Below are 26,480 nucleotides of genomic sequence, written 5' to 3' on the forward strand. Positions count from 1 at the left end.
CGCTAGAAGCCGACATCGGCTCTCGGATCGCTCCGATGACCGCACTTACGAGTGCTTCCGACGTAGACGGACTACGTCGGATGTCGCGGAGCGGCTTCACCGACGGTCGGCGGCCCCGGTGCACCCGAACGCGGCGAGACCTGCGGCTGCAGAATGGCACGAGCGATTTCCCCCGGCGCGGCGTCCTTGAGCAGGAAACTGTCCGCTCCGTTTGCCATCGCGGTCTCGATCTGGTCCGGTCTGCCGAAGCCCGTCAGCACGATGACCCGCACTTCGGGGAAGTTGCGCGCAATCCGGCCTGCAGCCACGACGCCGTCCATCCCTGGCATCACCAGATCCATCAGCACGACGTCGGGAAGCCCGCATCTCGCAGACAGTGTGTCGAGCACATGGAGGGCCTCCCGTCCCTCTCCCGCTTCGGCGACTACTTCGATCCCGACCATTTCCAGGTAGGCCCTGATACTGCGGCGCACCGACACATGGTCGTCGACCAGCAGTACACGTGTGCGCGTCAGCGCAGGCGAGGTCCGCTCGGGTTCACGGGGCATCAGAGTCAACCTCCGGGAAGGGAGTTTCGGCCTTTGAATGGAAGTACGACTCGGCCAGGATGCGCTGCGCGAGCGGAGAGCGCCACGACGAATCGCAGGATTGCGCAGTCCGGCCTCCCATGACTACGACATTTGTCACGCCACGGCTAGGCAGCGCGGCTGGATGTCGTCGGCGTTTGACCGTTTTTCCAAGTTCTCACAGTCCATACGATCAGACCTGGGCACCACCGACTCGACGAGGAGCACCGAAATGGATACCAGCCAACTGACGGCGATCGACGTGCACACCCACGTACTTGCATCGGTCACCGAGAAGAAGCGCGACGGTAGTGGCGCGGATTCGTTGGCAGGTGTTTTCGGGAAGATTCCGGAGCTGACCGTGCCGGAATTGGCTGCATACTACCGAGACCGGAATATGGCCGCGATCGTTTTCACTGTCGATTCTATTACCCGGACCGGCACTGGACCTCGTGTCACCAACGAAGAGATCGCCGAACAAGCTGCGGAATTTCCCGACACGCTCATCCCGTTTGCGAGCGTCGATCCAGGGCGGGGCGCGGCGGGTGTGCGGGCGGCCCGCAGACTGATCGACGAGTACGGCGTGCGCGGCTTCAAGTTCCACCCGAGCGATCAGGGGTTCTACCCCAATGACCCTGTCGCGTATCCACTTTACGAGGTGATCGCCGAGGCAGGACTGCCCGCGCTGTTCCACAGCGGGCAGACCGGAGTCGGGGCCGGTCAGCGTGGAGGTGGCGGGATCCGGCTGAAATACTCGAATCCCCTTCACCTCGATGATGTCGCGGTGGACTTCCCGGACATGCCGATCATCATCGCCCACCCGTCGGTGCCCTGGCAGGACGAGGCTATTGCGGTCGCAGGGCACAAGCCGCAGGTCTATATCGACCTGTCCGGATGGTCGCCGAAGTACTTTCCGCCGCAGCTCGTGGCACAGGCCAACTCGTTGCTGAAGACGAAGGTTCTCTTCGGCTCCGATTTCCCGGCGCTCACTCCTGAACGGTGGTTGAAGGACTTCGAGACGCTTGACATCAAGGACGAGGTTCGTCCACTCATTCTCCGAGAGAACGCCATCCGCCTGTTCGGTCTGGGCGGCGTACCCGGCGCAGAGGGGTGAATCGGATGGACGTGTCCTTCGGAACGATCTGGGAAGCGGTCGCAAGGGCGCTTCCCGACGCGGTGGCCATTTCCGAGCCGGATCGGGATTTCACCTTTGCAGAATTCGAGGACAGGTCCGCGCGCCTCGCCGCTGTTCTCGCGGAGGCCGGAGTCGGTAGCGGTGACAAGGTGGCGTGCTACCTGTACAACGGGTCGGCCTACCTGGAAACCGTCTTCGCTGCGCTGAAAATCGGTGCAGTCCCGGTCAACGCGAATTACCGCTATACCCAGGAGGAATTGTCCTCGCTGCTGGACGACGCAGACGCGGCAGCGATCGTGTTCAGTGCCGAGCTGGCGCCGAATGTGGTGCACGCGACAAATCACGTAGCAACGTTGCGGCTCGCTGTCCGCGTCGGGGCCGCAGTCCCTGGAGCCGCTGGCCCCGACGTCCCTGAGCTGGAGGAACTATTCGCTGCTGGGGATCGTCTCCCAGCCCGCCAGCGTCCGGGAATAGACCAGATCTTCATGTACACCGGCGGCACTACGGGGAAACCGAAGGGGGTCATCTGGCAGCAAGCGGACCTGCTGCATTCGCTGGCGGTCCCTGTCTTCCGGCCACTGGGTGTCGACACGTTGCCCGGGACTCTGGACGAAGCCGTCGATGTCGCCGTCCGCGCCCGGGGTGAGGGGCGGTCGCCTACGGTCATGCCAGTTGTGCCTCTGATGCACGCGACAGGCTTGTTCAACGCTATGGGCGCGCTGCTGGTCGGGGGTCGGGTCATTACAGCACGGCGCGGTGGGCTGGACCCGAAGCACGTGTGGAATACCGTGGCCGAGCAGCAAGTGAGCACGGTGATCGTCGCGGGCAACGCTGTCTGTCGTCCGCTGGTCGAGGAGCTGATCGCAGCCGAAGATGCCGACACAGCTCACCAGATCGACTCGCTTCGAACAATTCTCAGCTCGGGCACAGCGCTCAGCGATCGCTGGAAGCAGGCTTTGCACGAGCGAGCCGCAGTCACCATCATCGACGCGATCGCTTCCAGTGAAGGAGGGCCGTTCGCCTTCGCGGTGACGTCTTCCCTCGAGGAACTGCCTGCGCGCTTCTTCCCAGTACCCGCGACGCGGATCATTCGCAGCGACGACACCGAAGTAGTACCCGGCAGCGGAGAGATCGGCATGCTCGCCTACAGCGGGCCGATGCCGCTCGGCTATTACAAGGACACCTCGAAGACCACCAGCACTTTTCGGACCATCGACGGTGTTCGTTTCGCCATTCCGGGCGATCTTGTCGAGGTCGAGGCAGATGGCGCCATCCGATTCCTGGGCCGGGGCTCCGGAGTGATCAACACCGGGGGTGAGAAGGTGCATCCGCAGGAGGTCGAGGATGTTCTGCTGGCCCATACGAAGATCCACGACGCCGTTGTGATCGGGGTGCCGGACGACACCTGGGGGGAACGGGTCACTGCGATCGTCGCGACCGACGACAATGCGCTGACCGAAGCCGAGTTGCAGGAGTGGGTGCGCCGTGAACTGGCAGGCTATAAGGTGCCGCGCCGAATCGTGATCAAAGCGGCGCTGCCCCGAACCCCCACCGGCAAACTCGAGGCGAAGTGGGCTCGCGAAACGGTCCTCGCCGAGGTCGAAGCCAGTCCGCGGTGAAGCGCGCCAACGTCGATGTCGACATTCAAGAATCCGGGCGGCAATTCGTGCCGGTCGAGGGTTCGATGTCGTGCGTGGCATCGATCGCGGGGGCGGCTGTGCACCGTGTCCCTCGAGCTGCTGTCCGAGCCAGCGCTCCTGTGCAGCCTCGCCCGCCTAACCCTCGAACGCGGCCATCTGGTGCAGTGGGCGGCTCGAACACACCAACGCCTAGACCGGTGATCGACCGCCTGGCTACACACGCCACGACCGCGGAGAAGGCGTTGCGATGACGATCGAACAGTTGCGCGCTCCCGGCAGACCCACCCGCTCTGCGCGGATGTCGGGCCGGCCCGGGCAGTGTGGGCCGATGCGGGTGATGGGGATCGTCAATGCCACCCCGGATTCGTTTTGGTCAGGCAGCCGATTTAGCCCCGAGCAAGCTGTTGAAGCCGGGAAGAGAATGCTCGAGCTCGGTGCTTGGTGCATCGACGTAGGCGGAGAATCGACCCGACCGGGCGCGGTGCCGGTCACCGCCGAACAGGAACTTGAGCGCATCGCACCGGTCGTTGCCGGGATTGCGCCGTTCGGTCGAGTGTCGGTCGATACCCGGCATGTCCCCGTGGCTCACGCTGCTGTCGCGCTCGGCGCCTCGATCATCAACGATGTCTCGGGCATGCTGCATCCGGTGGCCGGACAGCTTGGCGCAGCCTATGTGGGTATGCACTCCGTTCGAGTTCCGGCATCCGAGACGACGCTCGATGAATCCGACGTCTGTGACGACGTATTCGAGCATTTGCGTCGAGTGGCTCGCGCCGCAGCAGCTGACGGCATCACCGAGTTGTGGATCGATCCAGGCATCGGCTTCGGCAAAACTGCAGCGGGCAATATCGCCCTCCTGCGCGCTCTCCCGCGTCTGTGTTCGCTCGGAACGCCGGTTTTGCTCGGCGTAAGCCGCAAATCCTTTATTGGTGCGGTGACGGGGCGGACTGTTAGCGATCGGCTAGCCGGCTCGCTGGCTCTTGTGGCGCCTGCGTGGTCGGCTGGTGTCGACATCATCAGGGTGCATGATGTCGCCGAGACCGTGGACACAGTGGCGATGCTCGAAGCCGTCTGGGGCTCGATCGACTGACAAACAGGGCGGCCAGACGTCGCAGCTGGTGAGTAGTGCAACAACCGACCTTGAAAATGACCTGGGCGGCGTGGTCGGGATTTCGCGGGTTGGATGCCTTCTGTCTGCACGGTGTCTTGCTGTGCACGTCGCGGTGCTAGTTACGGTGGCCAGAGAGCGGCCGGTGCGCCGGGCGGCAGGCCGTCTGTGGGCGTAGTTGCCCAAACCCCGTCGTACCTGCGCTGGTGCAAGTCGTTGCGGGCAGATCGCAGGGCCCTGGTCTATGCGGCGGCCCGATCATCCCGGGTTTACGCCCCGGCCCGAAATTGATCTCGGGGTGGCTTTCATGTCACGAATCACAGTTGGGTAGAGCAACTGGGTAGTTCGCCCCTGGACTGTCGAGGTGTCCGCTGAGATTCTCATCTGCCGGGCCGCGTGCAGCTACTGGATTCGCGGCGAGCGTGGGCGAGACAGACTTTCGGTACTACAAAGGACAACCAGGTGGAAAAGACCTCGAGCGCCGTCGGCGCGGTCGCGCAGGCATCACGCCTACATGGTCGTGGTGCGCCCGAAAAAAGCAACTCAGACCATATCAGGCCCGGCCGATTCGGGAAGGCATTCTGCGATGGCAGTGGTCCTGCCCGGATGCGAAGCTGTGCTCTTGTCGGCGTCCGGGACAGAATCCTTGCGGTTGCGCTCGTGCCTTCCCCGGAAATCGAATCATGACCGGAATCGCCGCGCCCTACGAGACAAATGACGTATATGCCCTGGGACGGATACTCCCGCAGTACGTGGACGTTGCGCGCTTCTGCGTGCCAGCCGCAATGAATAGCGTCGGTATCCCAACGGTCAATGTCCGACCGAGTCGGATCGACGGCCGCGAGAGCGAGTGAGGTGAGCGAAATGTCGATCGATTCGGCTACTGAGCAGGCGGTGTCCCCGTACGGTGCGGAGCTCGATGCAATGCTCGAGGTGAGCTCACGGATCACGAAGACGAGCGGCGTGGTGGAGATCGGATTCAGGGTCTCCGAGGGGCATGAGCTGCCGCCGTGGAGTCCGGGCGCACACATCGATGTCTTCGTCGCGGACGGCTCGGCTCGGCAGTACTCCCTCACCGGCTATGACCGCTCGGTCAGCACCTGGCGCATCGCCGTACTGCGCGAACCAGATGGGCGGGGCGGGTCGAACTGGATCCATGACCACGTTGCACCGGGTGATCGTGTCCGAGTGCGAGGGCCCCGCAACCACTTTCCGCTCCATCCTTCACCTCGATATGTATTCATCGCGGGCGGCATCGGCATCACACCGATCTTGCCGATGGTCGCCGAGGCCGACCGAACTGGCGCCGACTGGCACCTCTACTACTGTGGTCGCTCATCCGAAACAATGGCCTTTACCGACGAGCTCGCCTCATTCGGCGACCGAGTCAGCTTCTTCCCACGGGAGGAACATGGGCGGCTCGACTTGGAAAAGGCGATCGGACATCGGCTGAATGACACCCTGATCTACTGCTGTGGTCCGGAGCCTCTGCTAGACGCAATCAGAGAGCTGAGCTCGCGGTGGAACCCTGGCGCGCTGCGCGTGGAGCATTTTACGCCACCGAAACCTGTGGATACCGGCGAGGATCAGCCGGTAGAGGTCGAGCTTCGAGCATCGCAGTTGACTCTGGAGGTGCCCGCGGGAACCTCGATCCTGCGGGCGGTCGCCGATGCCGGGATCCACGTCATTTCATCCTGCTCGGAAGGTATTTGTGGATCTTGCGAGACTCCGGTGATCGAAGGCACAATCGACCACCGGGACGCTGTGCTGTCCGACGAAGAGCGCGCCGCCAACGACACTATGATGATCTGCGTTTCGCGACCTCGGTGCGGCCGCCTCGTGCTGGATCTGTGAGACAGTCGCGGGCGGAATCATGGATCGTGCGCGCTGTCATGGTCACAGGGGAGGAGCACACGGCGTCGCCCAGCTCAACACGGTCGTGGGCGCATCGCGGGTGCATGGCGATCTCCGTCTGCGCGTCGCCGTCGGTAGTGGTCTCGGGCGGGACCATGATTCACGACCATCGCAGTAGCCAAGCCCCCATCCGACGGCGGCCAGGCGGGCGTTCTCGATCCGCTGGTGGGTGATCGAGATGGCCTTGCCCGAGGCCGTGGTGATCGGCGCTGAGCCGCGTAGCGGAAATCGGGTGCGGTCGGCATTGACTTCGGCGAGCGATCTGGCGTGAGTTAGGTCGCCGATCTCGGGAACCGGTGATGACGACGTAGTCACGGTCTTTGCAGACTTCCTCGTCCACCTCCAACTCGTCGGTTGGCGGCCTGCACGGCGCAGCGCGGCCCGCGACCCCGGCCTTGGTCAGCAGCGGCACTCTGAGGTTCTCGAAAATCGGGCCACTGCCATCAGGTTGATCACGAACACCGGACGACCGGTCGCGGGCGACGCCGCGACCATCAGCCGCGGGGGTCTCGATCGCGACCGGGATCTGATCCTCGGCCAGGTTCCCAGCGCGTCAGCGAGTAGCTCGGTCAGCTCGCCCGACCCGTTGGGCTGTCGTCGGTTCGCTTGTTGCGATCAACTTCTCGTGGTCAACGATGCTCGTGACGTCAGGGTGGCTTGACCTCCGCGCGGAGACGTTCGACACCATCGCAATGCTCGAGGAGGTCCGCGGCACCGATGATCGGTCGTGACGGACGGGGGCGGTTGCCGAGCGGCTCCATGATTCAAATCACAATGGGGTAGTGCGACCGGGTAATTCACCCCTACACGCATGCGTCTTACGGTGACACTCTTGGCCGGTCGAATTCGCACCCGGGTCGACGTGATCGCACCGGGGCGCCAACACACTCCACGAGACGCTGATGTTTACGGGGATTGGAGCTGGCGGACACGATCGCGATTCGTAACTCAGTTCTTGAAGGGCCATCAGATGGGCAATTCCTCGACAGGTATTTCGCGAGGTTGCTACGCCATCTGCCGCAGCGTCGCGGCATCACATCAAACGGTGTGTGTACGGCCAATCATTCGAGGTGCGGTAACGCCTTTGGGGCGAATCAGTAGCGGACTGAACTGTTCCGAGTCGGAATGAGTTCATGCGAACGCGACGGCGTAGGAGGCATACAGCAAACAACGTAGGTGTGGTACGGCATCCACCCGACAAGCAGGCGGTCATTGGATGCTTCTGCCTGAAGGCCACGCGAATACTGTTAATCAGCAGATTCGGTTAGTGCCCGACCATGTTGGATCGACGACCATTGGAGTGAATCAGGTAAACGATATGTCGATCGATTCGGTCATTGAAACACGGCTACCCACACGGGGTGACGAGCTCGACACCGAACTCCACTCCGCGCGGTCGGGCATCGTTTACCGCATTCGAGGCACTGCCGCACTTGCCGGTTGCGTCGCAAAGCAAGCCATTGGTCGGCCGAACCAGAAGTGCGGCAGTCGAAATGGGCTCCGGTATTGAATGCGAACCACCCACCTGGCCCTGTGTTGGCCTGTTGCCTCAGCTCTGGCACGCGGCCGGGCCGTCCACGAAGGATCGTGCGGCCTGCTGGCGCCGTAAGAGGCGAAACCACGTGAATACCCGATTGTCCCTGCGAGCCGCTAGTCAGGCAGCCCGCGAATCCCTCATCGAGGAGGAACCCCCATGTCGAGACGTCGATCAGCCAAGATCCTGATTCCATTGGGCGTACTACTGTTGTTGGCCGGTGCGGTCATGCGGTTCTACGTCGTCCCGTCGGTGTCGAAGTTGCCGAACGATCTCGATGTCACCAATCACTATGCAGGAACGGGCACGCTACTCAACGCAGCGGCTCTGCAGGCGGGAGATACCGCGAACGCCGTGGCCTCGAACGTGCCTGTCACCGTCGACCGTCACACCTATGTCAGTGGTGTGGAGGGTGACACCGCGATCGTGCATGACGATTTCACTGTGAACGCGCCGGGCGGAATTTCATTGCCCACCAATCACATCTACGCCCTCGACCGCAAGTCGATGGAGGCCGCCCAGGCACCGGCCGGGACCGACGTCGAACCTCATCAGGGACTGACCATCGGGTTGCCGATATCGCCGGATTCGGGCACCGCCTACCAACTTTACGATTTCGCGACCGGTTCCACCGTTCCGATGAAGTACACGGGTGCCGCGACCGTCTCGGGTCGTAGCACCCTCGGCTACGCGATCACGGCGTCAGGGGCTCTCCGCGACAAGGCTATTCTTTCAGCATTGCCCGCGGCATTGCCGAAAGCTCAGCTCGCGGGGCTCGCGCCGCTGCTGCCCTCAGACGTACAGGCCAAGATCGGTGCTGCTGCGGCAACGCTGCCCGATCCGGTCCCGCTCAAGTACACGGCCGCGTCTGACCTCGCACTCGCCGTAGACGAAACCTTGGGTACACCGGTGGACGGCACCATGGCGATGAAGGTCGTCGTCAATGTCGACATCGCCGGCGAACAGGTCGCGATCATGCCGGTGATGGCGCTGGACACCAAGCTCACCAGTGCCTCGATCGCGGCGGCCGCCGATACCGCAGCATCGACGTCGCGATTGTTGTTTATCGGGTCGATCGTCGTCCCGGTGACGTTGGTGATCCTTGGTCTGATCCTGATCGGCCTCGGTGTGGTGCGTCTTCGCCCGTCCGTGAGTTCCACAGCCGACAGCGCAGACCGCCGTTCCACCACGAGCGCGGCCGCCAACTGAGTGCCTTGTTCGGGGCGATCGCCCTGCGTAGATCGCCCCGAACACCACAGAGAAAGTAGTAGATGTCAGTGCCGCGTCCCGATCCTTACGAGTTCGATGAGAATGATCTCGTCGTCAGTCCTGCGAAGTCCTATGCAGCAGGTATCGGCGCTGTTGTGGTGTCGTTGCGGCGCGGGTTCGAGCAGATGGGTGCGGTGCGCACAGTGCGCACGTTGTCGAAGTTGAACCAGCGATCCGGGTTCGACTGTCCAGGTTGCGCTTGGCCGGAAACGCCGGGGCACCGCAAGCACGCGGAATTTTGTGAGAACGGCGCCAAGGCTGTCGCTGAGGAAGCGACAACGCGAGTCGTGACTCCCGAGTTTTTCGCACAGCACTCGGTGCAGGAGTTGCTGGGCCGGAGCGAGTACTGGCTGGGGCAACAGGGGCGGCTGACCCATCCGATGGTGTTGCGACCCGGCAGCAACCACTATGTCCCGCTGGAATGGGATGAGGCGTTCGGCATGATCGCCGAGCAGTTGAAAGCGCTGGAAAGTCCTGATCGTGCTGTGTTCTATACCTCCGGACGTACCAGTAACGAGGCTGCGTTCCTGTACCAGTTGCTGGTTCGGTCGTTCGGCACCAATAACTTGCCGGACTGCTCGAATATGTGCCACGAATCGTCTGGCACTGCCCTGGTCGACACGATCGGGATCGGCAAAGGATCGGTCTCGGTGACCGATATAGAGCATGCCGAACTCATCCTGGTTGTCGGCCAAAACCCCGGAACCAACCACCCGCGGATGCTGTCGACCTTGGAGAGAGCGAAGGCCAACGGCGCAAAGGTGATCGCGATCAACCCTCTTCCTGAAGCGGGATTGCTGCGTTTTCGGGATCCGCAGAAGATTCACGGCGTACTGGGCACGGGAGTCGCCATCGCCGACGAGTTCCTGCAGATCCGCCTCGGCGGAGATCAAGCCCTGTTCCAGGCACTAGGGCGGCTGCTAGTGGAAGCCGACGACGCGCGGCCCGGCGCCGTTTTGGACCACCAATTCATCACGACCTGTACCGATGGCTTCGATGAATACGTCGCCTCCATACGCGGCTTCGACCTGGATATCGCAGTGGCGGCAACTGGGCTGAGCATCGACCGCATCCGCGAAACCGCCCAGGCGCTGGCTACCTCCAAGCGGACAGTTATCTGCTGGGCGATGGGTTTGACCCAGCACGTCCATGGTGTCGCGACCATCAAAGACGCGGTCAACCTGCTGTTGCTGCAAGGCATGATCGGCAAACCGGGTGCAGGAGTGTGCCCTGTTCGCGGTCACTCCAACGTTCAGGGCGATCGGACGATGGGCGTCTGGGAGAAGATGCCCGAATCGTTTCTGAAGGCACTCGATTCCGAGTTCGGTATCGAAGCTCCGCGAGATCACGGGTACGACGTCGTGGACTCCATCCGGGCGATGCGTGATGGCCGTGCCAGCGTTTTCGTCGGCATGGGCGGCAACTTCGTCGCCGCAACTCCCGACACTACGGTCACCGAATCCGCGCTGCGCAGCTGCACTCTGACCGTGCAGGTATCAACCAAGCTCAACCGCAGCCACCTCGTCCACGGTGCCACTGCGGTGATCTTGCCGGCGCTCGCGCGTACAGACCGCGACATCCAGTCCGGCGGGAAACAGAAGGTTACCGTAGAGGATTCGATGTCGGTGGTGCACTTCTCCCGCGGGGCACTCACCCCGCCAGGCAAGCAGGTGCGCAGCGAAATCGCGATCGTGTGCGGTCTGGCTCAGGCACTGTTCGGCCCCGACCACTTTGTGCCGTGGGCAACGTTCGTTACTGACTACGACCGCGTCCGTGACGCCATCGCCCGGGTCGTGCCTGGCTTCGAGGACTTCAACAAACGGGTCCGCCAGCCCGACGGTTTCGTTCTACCGCACCCACCGCGGGATGAGCGCCGCTTCGAAACCGATTCCGGGAAGGCGAAATTCACTATCAACCCACTGACCTGGCTGCCTGTTCCGCCAGGACGGCTGATATTGCAGACCTTGCGCTCTCACGACCAGTACAACACCACCATCTATGGCCTGGATGATCGCTACCGCGGCATCAAGGGCGGACGCCGGGTACTGCTGATCAATACCGCCGACCTGGAGTCGATGCAACTTTCGCCCGACGAGCTTGTCGACATTGTTTCCGAACGATCCCTTCCTGACGGTTCGGTCGAGGAACGGCGTGTCGAGAATTTCCGACTCGTTCCCTATCCCACCCCGCAAGGTAATGCGGCGGCCTACTACCCCGAAACCAACCCGCTGATCGCACTCGATCATGTCGCGACGGGATCCAACACACCCGTCTCCAAGGCTGTGACAATCCGCGTGGTTCCGCGCCGCGCCGAGAGCGGCTCGTGATGGGCAGAGTCACGACTCGTGTGCGAATCAACCGATACCGCGATGGATTCGACTGTGTCGCGCCCGACACCGTTGTCGTCGAGGAACCCCTCGAGATCCGGATCAACAACAAGCCGGTTGCGATCACCATGCGCACGCCTGGTGCCGATATCGAACTCGCGCAGGGCTTTCTACTCGCCGAAGGTATCATTGCCGACCGCGACGACATCGCCGCAATACGCTACTGCGACAGCCGCGACGCTGAAGGCCGCAACACCTACAATGTGCTCACCGTCGAATTGGCTGCCCATATCGCGCCTCCGCAACTCGCTCTCGAACGCAACTTCTACACCAGCTCCTCCTGCGGAATCTGCGGCAAAGCCAGCCTCGACGCCATCCGGCAGCGCACCAAGTACTCACCTGCCACCGACATCGCTACGGTTTCGAGCCACACTGTATCGACACTGCCGGACGCATTGGCTGCCGCACAGAAGGTCTTCGCGACTACGGGCGGACTGCATGCGGCGGGCCTGTTCACAACCGGCGGTGAACTGCTGGCTCTCCGCGAGGACGTCGGTCGACACAATGCCACCGACAAACTCATAGGCTGGAGTCTCGAACAGAACCGGATCCCGCTGCGCGGGACCATCATGCTAGTCAGTGGTCGTGTGTCGTTCGAGCTGGCTCAGAAGGCAGTAATGGCGGGAATCCCGATCCTTGCAGCCGTCTCCGCGCCCACGTCACTCGCGATCGATCTGGCCGAGGACACCGGCCTCACCCTCATCGGATTCCTGCGCGGCCGGGCCATGAACGTGTACACGCATTTCTCGCGAATTCGGTTATGCGAATGATCTGCTATTTTCATTGCGCGAGCAGACCGAATGCGGATCGGTGTTCGGAAACTCAAATGGCGGCACGATCGGTTGAATTGTCGAGTCTTCGGCGGTTCTCCTGCCTGGCAGGTTCTGTCGGTCTGGTCGACCCCTTCTACTCTTCGGATACCTCATGGATTTTTTGATCGGTGTATATCTGGTCCTCATCGGTGTTTATATCGGTGGACTGACCCTATTTAGATCCAACCCAAAATATAGGCGAAAAGAATTGGTCTCGGGTGGCGAAATCGGCGATATCGCAGATCGGGCCAACGCCCCAGGACAGTTGGTCGGCCACTGCGACAAGCCTCTCTTCGGGGCGCTGACCACAGATGATGCGCACACGCTGATGCAACTTCATCGGCGGTGCCGAGTAGGTACTTGCGCCCGTAAGCGCGCCGCATTTCATGAGTTGGTGGTGACCGGTCGCTTGGTCCCCGACCGTCGAGCAGAGGGACACCTTCGATGAACACTTCCTCGATATCTGACGCCCCGAAACATCGCCGTCGTCTCCTTCGATTTCGTGGGATAGGAGAGACGCGACTCGGCAGCGTTCGTTCACGAATTCTTGCGATCGCCCTGATTCCGAGTATCGTGCTCGCCGCGGCTGTCGCAGGCGTGATGAGTCATTTCATCGGTCAGGCGCGCCAAGATCGAGAATGGGCCGACGTCATTTTGCAATCGGCTCCGCACGCTGTTGACTTCAATGAAGCGATTCTGCAAGAGCGCCGGCTGACATTGCTGCAAACCGCGCATCGGCCTTTTGATGAGATGGACTTGCGCACAGAACGGCAGCGCGTGGACGCGGCAGGCCGCACATTGATGGCAGCGGTTGGAGAATTGAGTCAAGTTATTCCTGGAACGTTCGACAGTTTCGGGGCCGGGTTCGGCGATGCTGTCCGCCAGCTGACCGAATTGCGAACCCGTGTCGATGCCGATGCTTCGAATGTTGATGAGGTATATAGAACATTCAGTCGCCTGACTGGTGCTGGGGCCATCGCCATCGACATCATGGTCCGGCATGCACCCGATATCGGAAGTGCTGTCGCCATGGCGAACACCGCAGCGTTGTTTCGGGCAGCCGATGCCATGTCTGCGGCACATTCGCTGGCCGCGGCCGCGATGACCGAAGAAGGACTAGACAGTCGCACCCTGCGTGAATTCGTCAGCCGGATCGGTGCCTACCATGCCGAGATCGACACTCTGAGCCACGGCGACGACGCACGGCTGCGTGGACAGATCACAGAACTCACCACAGACCCACAATGGCAGCAACTTGCCGATTTCGAAGACGCCCTGATCGATCGTGGCAGCCGCGACCAGGCTCCTGACCGAACAAGTTCCTCTGTATCACGAAGCGGTGCAACCACGCAGCCGATGGTGGACCAGGTTTTCCTGCAGGAGCATTCGGACGAGTCGGTCGATCGGCTCCGATCGTTGTGGCGCAGCTACTACGAGCAAGTCCAGCGGCGGGCTGCCGACAACGCGCAGAACACCACGCAGTCGACAATCCTCGTCGGCGCCGTCGCGTTGATTGTGACGATCGCGGCCTTTCTGGTGACTCTGTGGCTTGCGAACCGACTCACGTGGCGACTCAAGCGGTTGCGACTGGAAACTCTGGCTCTAGCCGATGTGCAGCTGCCCGCGATAATGGAGCGGATTCGGGCCGGTGAACGTGTCGATATCGACTCCGAGCTGCCGACATTGGAATTCGGCGGCGATGAGATCGGACAGGTCGCCAACGCGTTCGATGCCGCGCAGCGTGCTGCGGTTTCGGCCGCGGTGACCGAAGCCAAGACCAGGGAGGCGGTCAACGCGGTATTCCTCAACCTGGCCCATCGCAGTCAGTTGATGGCCCACCGGCAGCTCGAGGTCCTCGATGCCGCCGAAGCTCGTGAGGAAGACCCCGCGTTGATGAGCTTGTTGTTCCAGCTCGATCACCTGGCGACCAGGGAGCGGCGCAACGCGGAGAACCTGATCATCTTGGGCGGTGAACGACCGGGGCGGCAGTGGCGGAATCCTGTTGCGCTGCAAGACATCGTTCGCAGTGCGATAGCCGAGACCCAGGACTACGCGCGGGTGCAGGCCACCCGATTCCCGGAGGTGCGAATCAACGGCTCCGTGGTCGCGGACGTCATCCATCTCCTCGCTGAGTTGATCGACAACGCGACTACGTATTCGCCTCCAACTTCTCGCGTCGAAGCGTCCGGGACGGTGGTCGGCAAAGGCGCGGTGGTCGAGATCATCGACCAGGGGCTGGGCATTCCGGAAGACGAGCGTGTTCGCCTCAACGTGTTGCTCGGTGACAGCCCGGACTTCGGATTGATACAGCTGTCGAGCGATTCACGACTCGGGTTGATCGTGGTGTCGATGCTTGCATCCAGAAACGGAATCAAGGTACGCCTGACCGAGTCCGACTACGGCGGAATCAAAGCTGTGGTTCTCATTCCGGCGACGCTGCTGGCCGACGACCCCCCAAAGGCTTCACGGGACGAGCCCCGATCCCTGGCCTTCGACGGAAAGGGATTGGCCGAGAGAGAAACGGCGCGCCCTGTCCGCCGACCAGTACATCGCTCTGTTATCGACGACGTCCGCCAGCAGATCCCTTCCACCGAGCACTCTCGGCCGATTCCCGCGTCGGACGAAGCGGTACCGGCAATCGGCGAGGCCCCTCTCCTCGACCGGTGGCAGCAACCCACGAATTCCCAGCCTCCGGTCCAGTCGGGCTCCGGGCGTCGACCGGTGTCAGAACCTGATGATCGGCCTGCGCTTCCACGCCGTCGCCGTCAAGAGAGTCTCGCTCCGGAACTGGCCGAGACCGTCAGCGTGGATGCGCCCGCACCGAACGCGGCCGGGTCACGCACTGCGGAGCAGGCACGAGACCTGATGTCGGCGATCGCCAATGGAACCCGACAAGGCCGTATCAACCGCCCGGCCACCGCCAACGAAGAGGAAGAGAAATCGTCATGACACCCTCGGCATCCACCGACCTCGACTGGCTTCTCGAGGAACTCGTGCAACGACTGCCCGGAGTACGCAACGCGGTACTGCTATCGACCGACGGGCTCCTGATGGCGCGCTCCAGCACCATCACGCGCAACGATGCCGAGCACTTCTGCGCGATGGCGTCGGCACTGCACGGGTTGGCGCGTAGCGCCGGCGGTCGCTTCGCCGGTGGCAGCGTGCGGCAAGCGGTCATCGAACTCGACGAAGCTGTCATGTTCGTCACCACGGGTGGTCCCAACGCGTGTCTGGCTCTGTGGGCGGACGAGTCGGCGAACATGGGAATGGTCGCCTATGAGATGAACCAGACCGTGCAGCGGTTGGGAACCTACTTGTCAGCGGCGAAGCGGCACGGCGAATTCAGCCGGGTCGAATCACGACAATGACGCCCGCGCGCGAGTCGTGGTTCGAAGACGACGCTGGTCCTCTGATCCGCCCGTACGCTGTGACGGGCGGACACGGCGGAACTGTGCGCCACGACCTCGACATGATCACACTCGTCGTGACGGTCGAGCATTACCGCGGCGTTGCTCGGATGGAACCCGAGCACACCAACATCGTGCGGATGTGCACTCAAGCACAATCCGTGGCCGAAGTCGCAGCCCAACTACAGCTTCCGCTGTACGTGACGAAAATTCTGATCAGCGAACTGATCGACAGGGGCTATCTCACCTATCGTCCACCCGCGCCGCCACAGAGCGACATCTCCCGTGACCGAGATCTACTGCAGGCGGTGCTCAATGGCATTCGAAAACTCTGAGTCCACAACGGATCAGCCTTTACCTCCGAGGTCCGCCAAAATCCTGATCGCCGGCGGATTCGGTGTGGGCAAAACGACAATGGTCTCATCCATCAGCGAAGTTCCACCGCTACGCACCGAAGAACTACTCACCGACGCTGGCTTCGCCGTCGACGACATCACCGGAGTCGACCGTAAGACCACCACGACCGTAGCGCTGGACTTCGGACGCATCACCATCGATGAGGAGTTGGTGGTGTACCTGTTCGGAACCCCGGGCCAGGATCGCTTCTGGTTCCTGTGGGACGAACTCGCACGAGGAGCACTCGGCGCTGTCGTCCTCGCCGACCCACGCCGCCTCGATATCTCCTTCGCCGCCGTCGACTACTTCGAACGCCGAGGCATTCCTTTCGTTGTTGGTGTCAACTGCTTCACCGGCGGTCCGACCTACAGCCCAGGCGAAGTACGCACCGCCCTGGACCTCGACGCTGTGGTTCCGATTCAGCCGTGTGATGCACGACACCGCGATTCGACCAAGGCACTGCTACTCACCCTGGTCGAATTCTTGATCACACAAGTAGCGCCCGCGGACACGGTGACATGTCCTCAGAACAGCTAGCGGCGTCGCAGATGCCCACCGGCAGTGGGTTCTGACCCGGGCACTGCAACGGCAATGTTGAACTTCGATCAGGAAGGTTTCACATGACAGTCACTAGAAGAAACAGGGCTCAACAAGCGATGCGGACGTACCCGTGCGAACGTCGTATCGTCGGTGAGCCGAGCATCCTGGTCAGGTTTTCTAACCGCTACGGCATGCCATGAGCATTGATGGGTGGTCAGCGCCGGGTGGTGATGTGCATCTACGGATTTGGCTCAGGGGTATGCCTTTCGACTACGCGGCCAATGTAGCGGCGGCACGCCACGTGATCGATGACTGGACGCGGTATAGGTGGTGCACGATCGAACTGATCCGCAGCACCCTCGATGACCTGCGACTGCTGCCTCGTCTGCCATGCGAACGTCTGTTTCTTGGGTCGTGATCCTTGCCAATCGGTATGGTGGTCCATTCTCGGGACTCCTGGCCTGACCGTTACTGGTCCTGTCGGAAGAATTGTCCGGCGGCGACCTTGGCGCAATCGTGCTGGCCGACCCCCGCCACTTGGCTCTCTTTCGTCGCCATCGACTATCTCGAAACGCCACAAACGCCCCGTTCGTCGTTGGAGTCAACCATTTGGACGGTTACCCGCTGTATCCGGCCGACGAAGTCCGGGACGCTCTGAATCTCGACTCGGGGCTGGCGGTGCAGTGGTGCGATGCGAGACGACGTGACTGCGAATTTCGCTGCTCCTCAGGCTGGTCGAGCACCTGATCGCCGTCGTCCCTGACTGACAGGCATGTTCGCGCTGCTGTCTCCCGTACTCACCCTCGCCCGACTGTCTTCCGGTGCCTTGTGCTGCCACCCGTGCAGAACCCTCGCTTTGGTGAGCAGCTCGTCGTATTCGTCGTCGGGGTCCGAACTCCAGGTGATCGCGCCTCCGCTGCCGTAGACCGCGCTGCTGGTGTCCCGATCGATAAGTGCGGTCCGGATCGCGACGCTGAAACGGGCCCGGAATCGGTGATCAGGAGGAGCGATCACACCGATCGCGCCGCAGTAGACGCCGCGGGCGTCGTCCTCCAGGTGTCGAATCATGCGCATGGTGTTGCACTTGGGGGCGCCGGTGACCGATCCGCAGGGGAACAAGGCGCGGAAGATATCCACCAAGCCCAGATCGGGCCGAAGCCGCGCTGTGACGGTGGAGGTCAGCTGGTGAACTGTCTCGTAGCGCTCCGCGGTGCACAGCGAGGAGACCGAGACCGATCCGATCGTGGCTAGCCGGGCGAGATCGTTACGGATCAGGTCGACGATCATGATGTTCTCGGCTCGCTCCTTGGGGCTCGCTTGGAGCTGGGCGCGGATCACGGCGTCCTCGGCGTCCGTCAGGCCGCGCGCAGCGGTGCCCTTCATCGGTCGCATAGTGAGCCGATCGGCATGCAATTCGAAGAAGAGTTCCGGGCTGGCGCTCGCGATGACGTACCGCCCGAGATCCAGATAGGCGTTGTAGGCTCCCTGCTGGCCGAGCGCGATAGTCGAGTAGAAGTCTTGGGCGTCGCCGCGCAGATCGGTGCGCAGTCGGGTGGTCAGGTTGCACTGGTAGGTCTCGCCTTCGGCGATCCTTGCCCGCACCGCCGCAACCCGAGAACGATGCGTCGCTCTTGGCCAATCACAGCCCCAGGGACCAGCGGTGTAGTCGCGGTGGGGGCCGGTCCTCAGAGCTGGAGCGGGCAGCGGTGCAACGGTGATACCGAACCACGCCAGGGGCAGTCCGTCGATCGGTGGGTGAGCAAGCAGAGTGGGATCGAGACCGCTGGCCGCCTCGTAGGATACGAATCCCCACGCCCACCGGCCGTCCGCTGTAGCTTTCTCGACTTCGGCCAGCACGGCTGGCACCTCGTGATGCTGCCAGGCGACGAGACTGGTCTTGATCGCGGGGAACAGCCAGGCAGTTCCCGCACACAGGTCATCGAATCTTGACCACTCGGTTCCACGCAGCACCGGTCCGCCCGCCCTGCTGCCGCTCAGCCGAATGTGGGAGTGCGTTTGGCCAGGAAGGCGTCGACTCCCTCGCGGCCGTTCGGACTGTCCACGAGACGGGAGATCGCGTCCGCTTCCGAGTCCAGGTGCACCGGCAGCGTGTGTGCGAGGCTCGACCGCAGCAAGGCCTTGGTCGTCGCGAGAGCGTCGACCGACCCGGTGGCGAGTTGTTGCGCGATTGTCAGTGCCTCGCTTGTGACATCGTCGGAGTCGGTGAGCCGGCTCACCAGACCCCACTTCTCCGCCTCGGCCGCGTCGAGTGCGCGGTTGGTCAGCGCGAGATCCATCGCACGTGCTGATCCGATGATGCGGATCAGGGCCCAGGACGCGCCACAGTCCGGCGAAAGGCCCGCCGCAGTGTAGGCGAGGCGCAGTTGGGCCTGCGGTCCGGCGAGGATGATGTCGCCGGCGAGGGCCAAGCCGACACCCGCTCCCGCCGCGACACCGTGCAGCGCGGTCACCACCGGGGCCGGGGTAGTGGTGAGGATATCTACCGCGTGATGCAACGCGGTGGCGACCTCGCGCATCCGCTCGCCACGATCGTCACCTTCGGTGAAATACCCGAGATCGCCTCCGACGGAGAACACTTTGCCTTCAGCGGCGAAGACTATCGCGCGAGCAGCTCCGCTGCGCGCGAGATGATCGACTTGCCGGACGGCGTCCAGCAGGTCCCGCGCCATCGCGAGGTCGAAGGCATTGAACTTGCGCGGTCGTGCGAGGGTCAGCACGGCTAGCGACGAGGCGATCTCCACGCGCACAAGACTGTGCTCGGACTCGTTCATCGGCTTACTTCTTCGCGGCTACCCCGCCGAATCTGCTGCTCGGCGGCGATCGCCGCGAACAGCTCGAGCAGCGCCGGGTCATCGATGGATCTGGCATCGGCGACGTCACCGAGATCGGCGCCCTGCATCAGCCGCTTGAGCGGAATCTCGAGTTTCTTTCCCGTCCTGGTGTGGGGGATGCCGCGTACCGCGATAACTTCGTCCGGGACGTGCCGCGGGGAGGCTCCCTCCACGATTGCGGTGCGCAGCCTACCCCGAAGATCGTCGTCAAGTTCGACGCCGTCGGCAAGAACAACGAACAGCGGCATCCAATATTTGCCGTCCGGGTACTCGACGCCGAGCAGCAGTGATTCCTTGACTTCGGCAAGCTTCTCAACCGCCTGATATACATCGGAACTACCCATCCGCACACCGTTGCGGTTCAGAGTGGCGTCCGAACGTCCGTGCACAATGACCGACCCCCGCTCGGTCACCGTGATCCAATCGCCATGCCTCCACACGCCGGGCCAGCTGTCGAAGTAGGCGGCGCGGTAGCGTGCGCCTTCCGCGTCATTCCAGAAACACAGCGGCATCGACGGCAGCGGAGCCGTTACTACAAGCTCACCGACTTCATCGATCACCGGACGGCCCTCGTTGTCCCACGCTTCGAGGGCGACGCCGAGGCACGGTACCGACAATTCGCCGATCCGAACCGGCACGGTGGGCACGAATCCGGCGAAGGCACTGACGACGTCGGTTCCGCCCGTCGTGGAAGCCAACGCCACTCGGCCGCCCAGTTCTCGCGCGGCCCACTCGTATGATGCCGGGGGCAGTACCGCGCCGGTGGCACCGAGAGTTCTCAAGGCGCGGAGGTCGCGCCCCAAAGTTGGTCGGCTACCAGACTTTTCGCACGCCTGCAGGTAGGCGGGACTCGTGCCGAGCACCGCGACATTGTGTCGCGCCGCGATCGACCACAGTTGCTCTGGAGTCGGAGCAGTGGGGCTGCCGTCGTAGGCGACGATCGTCGCACCCACGAGAAGTCCCGCGACCTGGAAGTTCCACATCATCCAGCTCGGTGAGGTATACCAGAAATAGGTGTCTCCGGGTCGCAGGTCGAGATGGAAGGTCATCTGCTTCAGGTGTTCGATCAGGACCCCGCCGTGACCGTGGACGATGCCTTTGGGTCGGCCGCTGGTTCCGGAGGAGAACAGTACCCACAACGGATGCTCGAACGGCACCTGCGTCGGCTCGAGTTCGTGCTCGCCCGCGCTGACCTCCGCCCACGTTTCGATACCGGTCAGGTCAACGATCTCCAGGCCGAGTCGGGCGACGACGATCGTGGTGCGCACGCTCGGCATGGCTTCGCGCAATTCGGCGATCGAACTGCGGCGGTCGGCTTGCTTGCCGGCGTACCGGTAGCCGTCGGCGGCGATCAAGACGACCGGTTCGAGCTGACCGAGCCGATCAGCGGCCGCGGAGGCGGCATAGTCCTGTCCGCAGGAAGACCAGATCGCCCCGACGCTCGCCGTGGCGAGGAATGCGATGACCGCTTCGGCGATGTTGGGAAGATAGCCCACCACCCGGTCTCCCGGTGCGACACCACGGGAACGCAAGAATGCTGCTACAGCAGCGACTTGGCGTCGGAGCTCGCGCCAGGTCACCTTTCGCGTATCGAGGCCGCCGGGCTCCGATTCATCGATGATCGCGACAGAATCGGTGTCCGCGTGACGTAACACCTGCTCGACATAGTTGAGGTGCAGGTCGGGGAACCACTCGACTTCAGGCATCCGATCGCCACGTCGCACCGGGTGATCGCTTCCCGACCGGATGATGCCGAAGTACTCGCACAGCAGCCCCCAGAATCGGTCGGGCTCGCGGACGGACCAAGCGTGCATCGCTCGGTAGTCGTCGAAATCCAGGTCTCGTCGATCGGCCAGCCATACCTGGAACGCGGCGATGTTGGACCCCTCGGCTGTTGATGGATCAGGCGTCCAGAGCGGCCTGTCGGACAACTCTTCCGGCACGGTTGATTCCCTTCGGGCGATAGGTCTCGGCAACGGTGTGCTCCCGTGCCGGTCGGTGTGGACCGGCCGACCGGCACGGAGGACGCTGCCTCGGTGGAGCGGGTCAGACGCTGAGCGCAGGTTCGGCCGAGAGGTCGCGTCGGCGGTCATCCTGTTTGTAGGGAGCGGTCGCGACCGTGGCGCGCAGCTTGGTTTGGGCTTCGCCGGGATTGCCCCAGAGCACTGTCACCTCGGTGCCTGGCTCGGCATAGGCCACGTCGATGAAGCTGAGCGCCAGCGCCTTGCGGAAGTGCAGGCTGTAGCCCGGGAAGGTTGCGTGGCCGACCGTCTCGCCGTCGGCGTTCAGGATCTTGTCGACCCAGACCATGGCGTAGGGGGCATGGGGGATCTCGAACGGGCGGATGACATCGCCCTGGCCGAAGAGCGTGGCGTACATGGCGATCAGATCGTCGCTGTTGAACTCGAGCGTCACGACCTTGCGGCGGGGATTGGCGACTTCTTCCTCGAGCGCGGCTCGCCCGATGAAGTCGTGGTCGAACTTGATGTTGGCGGCCCAGCCCATCTCGACCGGGCTGCGGTAGATCTCCCGGATGTCGTCGCCGTCCCAGCTACCGGTGTAGGAGGTCGAGATGCTGTACGGCCATGCCTCCATCGCGGTGCCGCGCCAACCGTCCGGGAGGGGGTTTTCATCGACCCACTTCCGGAACTCCGCCTTGCTGTCGTCGGCGAGGGCGTTGAAGAAGTGGATGCATCCGGTGGGGTAGGACGCCTCCATGTGGTTGATCATGAGGTTGCGACGGCCGAGCCGGCGGATGCCGAACTCTTTGCCGGCTTCGTAGACGGCGTTCCAGATCTCGTCGTGCTGCTGGATGGGGCCGTGGATCTCGAACCCGATCTCGCCCGCCATGCCCTGACGCAGGAAGGTCGTGTCGTGGTCGGCGAGCGGAACCCGCTTGTGCGCCATGAACTTCACGTCGCGAAGTCCGGTCGCGGTGAGCTTCTCCAGCAGCGCGAGCGAGGTCGGCCCGGAGACCTGCAGTTTGTGCGAGAGCGGGAAACTGGTCTCGACGTCGTAGCCCTTCGTGGCGATGTTGTAGCGCAGCCACTGCGGGGTGCCGCACTGGTATTCGAAGTCGTCCTCGTCGTGGCGGAACAGGATGCCCTCGGAGATGACCTTGCCGTCTTCGTTGACCTGCACGCAGTGCTTGGCGCGGTGCAGGGGGAAATTCTCGAAGCTGTTCACCGACAGGTCCTTGAACAGCTGCAGCGCATCGGGGCCTTTGACCCGGATCTGCGGCACGAAGGTCCAGTCGCCGATGTAGCAGGTGTTTTTCCACGACAACTGCTCGTCCATCCAGCCGGTGAACTCGAGTCGGTTGATTTGTGGGGGAAACTCGATCTGCGGGGCGTTCTCGGAGAACGCGCGGTATGGCCTGGGGTCGTTCATGGAGATCCTCCTGGGGCGATATGACCGCGACCACATTGGGCGGTCTTTCGCAGGTTATGGAGGCCGCGAGTTCATACTCACCCCTGTCGGGCGGGGGGGTTTAAGCCCCAGGGGGAGGGGAACCGCGGTTCTGCCTCGCTACGACTTCGGGTAGATCGGTGCTTGTGCCGGTGCCGGTGCCCCCTTCCGAGCCGGTGGTGACCGGCATGCCGTTGCATGGCTGCATGGCCCGGTGTCACGGCCGACGCTTCGATCCCCCCGGGTGGCTCTCAAACCCCAGGGGTGTCGCCGGGCGGAGCCGGGGCGAAGATACGTCGGCCCTGACGCTCAGGGAGTAGCGTCGATCACATCTCGGATCGCGCCATTTCTGATCGTCACCATCGACACAACTGTCGTGCTCGCTGAGGCGCTGCGACGCTCGGCAGACGGATACCGGAGTAGCTAGCAGTGCGAGAAACGCGGCAACGTGGCCGACACGCCCGTAATAGTGACCCGACGTCGTCGCCTCGGATTGGTGGCCCGCTGATCCATCAAGTGCCACTGCTCGAGCGTGACGCCGAACTCGAAGTCATCGAGGCCGCCATAGACCGTGGCCGCAGTGCAGACGGAAGGCTCCTGATCATCGAGGGGCCCGGCGGGATCGGCAAGTCGCGGCTGCTGGACGCAGCCCAAGCGATCGCCGCTGAGAAGGACGTGGAGATCCTCGCGACGTGTGGCGGTGAGCTGGAGCGTGAGTATCCTTTCGGCTTAGTTCGTCGCCTGCTCGAGGCGCGGGTACTGCAAGCCACCGATTCGGAGCGGGTTGCGCTGTTTCGTGGTCACGCCGCCCTGGCGGAGTCACTGCTTGAACCAGCCGCCGCTCGGGGCGAGTCGCCCCTGACCGACGAGTTCCATCTGATCCACAGCTTGTACTGGTTGGTAGCGAACCTTGTCGACGATACCGACCTCGTTCTCATCGCCGATGATCTGCAGTGGGCAGACGAGCTCTCGCTACGGTTCCTGCTCTACCTCGCGCAGCGGTTGGCTGAGTTGCCGATCACCATCATCGGTGCGATCCGTACCGGTGAGCCGGCGGCCGAGACCGAATTGATCGAGCGGTTGCTGATGCAGGCCGATCACAATTTGCGCCCGAAGGAGCTGTCCGCGGACGGCGCCAAACGCCTTTTCACGGCGCTGTTGCCCGATGCTCCCGGTGACGGTGACCTCGCGGAAGACAGTTGGACGGCGACGCGCGGCAATCCCTTCCTGCTCGGGCAGGTCGTCTCGGCGCTTGCCGCGCAGGTCGGCGAAAGCAGACAGGATCTCACTCGTCGTATTTCCGATCTCGCTCCGGAGTCGGTAGCGCGCAGCGTGATGTTGCGGCTGGGCGGGCTCGGCGGCGACGCGGTCACGCTGGCGCGGGCGGTATCGGTACTGGGGACCTCCACCTCGTTGATCAACGCGGCCGAACTCGCGGTGCTCGATTTCGCCGCGGCATCGGCGGCGGCAGATAAGTTGCGCGCGGCGCAGATCTTCTCCGACGGACAGGATCTGTCCTTCTACCACCCGATCATCCGCTCGGCGGTCTACAACCGTTACCCAGCCAGCGAACGAGCCGCGGCACACCTGCGTGCCGCAGAACTGATCCGGGCCGGGGGTGGTGCCACCGATCACGTGGCGATGCACCTGATGCGTGGTACCCCGACCACTGCCGAGTGGGCACGTTCGGCTCTGCACGAGGCAGCCCGAGATGCTGGCCGGAAGGGAGCGCCCGCCACAGCGGCGGGATACCTCCAACGCGCACTGCTCATACCACGAGCGGATCGGGAGCAGAACGCGAAACTGCTGGTGGACCTCGGTTTGATGGAAGCTGCTGCCGGCGAGAGCACGGCCTTAGCGCATTTGGAAGCAGCGCTGGAATTGATCGAAGAACCAGCCCAGCGAGACCGGGCGATGTATGCCCTGGGGCAGACTCTGTTCCGGTACGGACGTTCAGCGGAGGCGAGGACGGTGTTCCGTCGCGGCGCGGACGCCTTCGCCGACAATCCCGAAGTCTCGTTGCGCTACGAGGCCGGCTTCATGGCCTCCGCGGCCTATCTGGTGGATCGTGCGTCGGAAGCTCACTCGCGAGCGGCGAAACTTACCGCGACGTTCCTCGAGGCCCCAGAGTTGTCGTTATCGGAGCGGCTTCTCGCCCTGCACTTCGGGGTCTTCGGTGCGATGTGTACCCCGGGTGCGCAACGCCATGCGGAATTGCTACTCCGGGCGCTCGGCGATGGAGTGCAATTATGGCGCGCGACATCCGACGGGATGACCATGAGTCACGCGATCCTGGCGCTGACGTGGTGCGGTTACGGGCAGGAGGCCTCCGACCTCGGGGAGCGCCTGCTGGTCGAAGCCCGCTCACGTGGTGATTCGCTTATTTTCGCGGAAGTCTCACTCGCCCGGTCTCTGGCGATGTACTCGCTCGGCCGAGTGGGTGACGCGATGGTGGATGCCCAGGCCGCGATCATCGGCATGCGCCGTGGTTGGAAATCCACAGTGCCCGCTCCGCAAGGTGTTCTGGCCTACTGCCTGGTCGATCGCGGAGAACTCGATGAGGCGGACGAGGTTCTTCAGGACGCACATGATCGGTTGCGCAGCGGCGATACCCGGACGCTGAACGTCTGGTTCTATATGGCGCGGGGCCGCCTACGCCTCGCCCGCACCGAGTATCAGGGAGCACTCGATGATTTCCTGCTCGTCGGATCGCTGTTGCAGGCCAACACTTTCGCCAACCCTGGCTACATGTTGTTGCCGTGGCGCTCCCACGCCGGGCTCGCCGCGAACGCGCTCGGTCAGACCGGCCAAGCCCGCATACTGATCGATCGCGACGTCGAGTTGTCGCGCGAGTTCGGGCTGCCCTCAACCTTGGGTGCCTGCCTGCGCATCCGCGCGTTGACCGCCGAGGGCGGCCCTGACATGGAGTTGCTGAGCGAGTCCGTGCGCATCCTCGAAAACCCTCGGGCTTCGTTGCTCGAGCTCGCTCACACGCTGTGCGAGCTAGGTGCCGCACAGCGACGCTCCGGTCAGCGTGTGCACTCCCGCGAGACTTTGCGCAGGGCACTGGATCTGGCCCATCAATGTGGCGCCGTCGCTCTGGAACGTCGTGCGCACGAAGAGCTGCTCGCCAGTGGCGCGCGCCCTCGCCGAGCCGTCCTGCAGGGGGTCAACGCGCTCACCCCGAGCGAGCACCGGATCGCGTCGCTCATGGCCAAGGGTGCATCCACGCGGAACATCGCCGAGAGCCTGTACCTCACGATGAGCACTGTCGAGTGGCACCGGCGAAATATCTACCGCAAACTCGGGGTAGCCACCCGCGAAGGTCTTCGTGACGCGATGGCCGAAGAAGATTCCGCCTGACGCGTCCGTATCCGCTGTTCCCGATCGCATTCTCTGGCCTTCAAACCCGTTGAAATGTGCCCCCAGGGGATCGAATTCCCCCCCTGCTATGAGGGCGAAAGAGGCCACTCCGCGCTCCTACTGTGATGTCAGCCACCCAGAAGCACCTA

Annotated in this window: 17 protein-coding genes; 12 read left to right on the forward strand and 5 right to left on the reverse strand. The window is 63.1% G+C overall.

Features of this window, described 5'->3' with window-relative positions:
• Nucleotides 1-71 precede the first annotated feature (71 nt).
• Nucleotides 72-548 (reverse strand): response regulator, encoded by a 477-nt coding sequence (locus tag DAT37_RS35600; RefSeq protein ID WP_109529341.1) that lies wholly within the window; start codon nucleotides 546-548, stop codon nucleotides 72-74.
• Between the two features lie 250 nt (nucleotides 549-798).
• Here DAT37_RS35600 and DAT37_RS35605 point away from each other — a divergent pair, with 250 nt between their 5' ends.
• The 11 genes from DAT37_RS35605 (at nucleotide 799) to DAT37_RS35655 (ending at nucleotide 16,705) form a co-directional block, all read left to right on the forward strand.
• Nucleotides 799-1,680: an amidohydrolase family protein gene (locus DAT37_RS35605; protein ID WP_109529342.1), complete on the forward strand. Its 882-nt coding sequence runs from the start codon at nucleotides 799-801 to the stop codon at nucleotides 1,678-1,680.
• Between the two features lie 5 nt (nucleotides 1,681-1,685).
• The gene (locus tag DAT37_RS35610; RefSeq protein ID WP_109529395.1) at nucleotides 1,686-3,320 is read left to right on the forward strand and encodes an AMP-binding protein; all 1,635 of its coding nucleotides are present in this window, start codon (nucleotides 1,686-1,688) and stop codon (nucleotides 3,318-3,320) included.
• A gap of 268 nt (nucleotides 3,321-3,588) precedes the next feature.
• Entirely contained in the window at nucleotides 3,589-4,431 is an 843-nt protein-coding gene (folP, locus tag DAT37_RS35615; protein ID WP_232840205.1) for a dihydropteroate synthase, read from the forward strand.
• A 942-nt stretch (nucleotides 4,432-5,373) separates the two neighbouring features.
• Entirely contained in the window at nucleotides 5,374-6,303 is a 930-nt protein-coding gene (locus DAT37_RS35620; RefSeq protein WP_109529396.1) for a PDR/VanB family oxidoreductase, read from the forward strand.
• 1,753 nt (nucleotides 6,304-8,056) lie between these two features.
• A complete protein-coding gene (locus DAT37_RS35625) occupies nucleotides 8,057-9,106 on the forward strand; it encodes a porin PorA family protein (protein ID WP_109529344.1) in 1,050 nt (349 codons plus the stop codon).
• A gap of 62 nt (nucleotides 9,107-9,168) precedes the next feature.
• Entirely contained in the window at nucleotides 9,169-11,493 is a 2,325-nt protein-coding gene (locus tag DAT37_RS35630; RefSeq protein ID WP_109529345.1) for an FdhF/YdeP family oxidoreductase, read from the forward strand.
• Nucleotides 11,493-12,323: a formate dehydrogenase accessory sulfurtransferase FdhD gene (gene fdhD, locus DAT37_RS35635; RefSeq protein WP_109529346.1), complete on the forward strand. Its 831-nt coding sequence runs from the start codon at nucleotides 11,493-11,495 to the stop codon at nucleotides 12,321-12,323. The genes DAT37_RS35630 and fdhD overlap by 1 nt, the downstream gene beginning before the upstream one ends.
• A gap of 615 nt (nucleotides 12,324-12,938) precedes the next feature.
• Nucleotides 12,939-15,314 (forward strand): sensor histidine kinase, encoded by a 2,376-nt coding sequence (locus DAT37_RS35640; protein ID WP_198654595.1) that lies wholly within the window; start codon nucleotides 12,939-12,941, stop codon nucleotides 15,312-15,314.
• Nucleotides 15,311-15,733 carry a roadblock/LC7 domain-containing protein gene (locus DAT37_RS35645; RefSeq protein ID WP_109529348.1) on the forward strand — a complete coding sequence of 141 codons (423 nt, stop codon included), beginning with the start codon at nucleotides 15,311-15,313 and terminating at the stop codon, nucleotides 15,731-15,733. Before DAT37_RS35640 ends, DAT37_RS35645 begins: the two co-directional genes overlap by 4 nt.
• On the forward strand, nucleotides 15,730-16,107 hold the full coding sequence (locus DAT37_RS35650; protein ID WP_109529349.1) for a DUF742 domain-containing protein: 378 nt from the start codon (nucleotides 15,730-15,732) through the stop codon (nucleotides 16,105-16,107). The genes DAT37_RS35645 and DAT37_RS35650 overlap by 4 nt, the downstream gene beginning before the upstream one ends.
• Complete coding sequence (locus DAT37_RS35655) at nucleotides 16,088-16,705, forward strand: GTP-binding protein (protein WP_109529350.1); 618 nt, start codon at nucleotides 16,088-16,090, stop codon at nucleotides 16,703-16,705. The genes DAT37_RS35650 and DAT37_RS35655 overlap by 20 nt, the downstream gene beginning before the upstream one ends.
• 729 nt (nucleotides 16,706-17,434) lie before the next feature.
• Here the strand turns inward: DAT37_RS35655 and DAT37_RS35660 are convergent.
• The 4 genes from DAT37_RS35660 to DAT37_RS35675 all read right to left on the reverse strand — a co-directional run bounded on the left by DAT37_RS35660 (nucleotide 17,435) and on the right by DAT37_RS35675 (nucleotide 22,950).
• The gene (locus DAT37_RS35660; protein WP_109529351.1) at nucleotides 17,435-18,679 is read right to left on the reverse strand and encodes a chorismate-binding protein; all 1,245 of its coding nucleotides are present in this window, start codon (nucleotides 18,677-18,679) and stop codon (nucleotides 17,435-17,437) included.
• 23 nt (nucleotides 18,680-18,702) lie between these two features.
• Entirely contained in the window at nucleotides 18,703-19,500 is a 798-nt protein-coding gene (locus DAT37_RS35665) for an enoyl-CoA hydratase/isomerase family protein (protein WP_109529352.1), read from the reverse strand.
• Nucleotides 19,497-21,503, reverse strand: coding sequence for an acetoacetate--CoA ligase (locus tag DAT37_RS35670; RefSeq protein ID WP_232840207.1), 2,007 nt, complete (start codon nucleotides 21,501-21,503; stop codon nucleotides 19,497-19,499). Before DAT37_RS35670 ends, DAT37_RS35665 begins: the two co-directional genes overlap by 4 nt.
• Before the next feature lie 103 nt (nucleotides 21,504-21,606).
• Nucleotides 21,607-22,950 (reverse strand): glycine cleavage T C-terminal barrel domain-containing protein, encoded by a 1,344-nt coding sequence (locus tag DAT37_RS35675; protein ID WP_157978853.1) that lies wholly within the window; start codon nucleotides 22,948-22,950, stop codon nucleotides 21,607-21,609.
• Between the two features lie 534 nt (nucleotides 22,951-23,484).
• Here DAT37_RS35675 and DAT37_RS35680 point away from each other — a divergent pair.
• Nucleotides 23,485-26,331: an ATP-binding protein gene (locus DAT37_RS35680; protein ID WP_198654597.1), complete on the forward strand. Its 2,847-nt coding sequence runs from the start codon at nucleotides 23,485-23,487 to the stop codon at nucleotides 26,329-26,331.
• The last annotated feature ends 149 nt before the right edge of the window (nucleotides 26,332-26,480 follow it).

It is taken from the genome of Nocardia aurea (assembly GCF_003123685.1).
Lineage (GTDB): Bacteria > Actinomycetota > Actinomycetes > Mycobacteriales > Mycobacteriaceae > Nocardia > Nocardia aurea.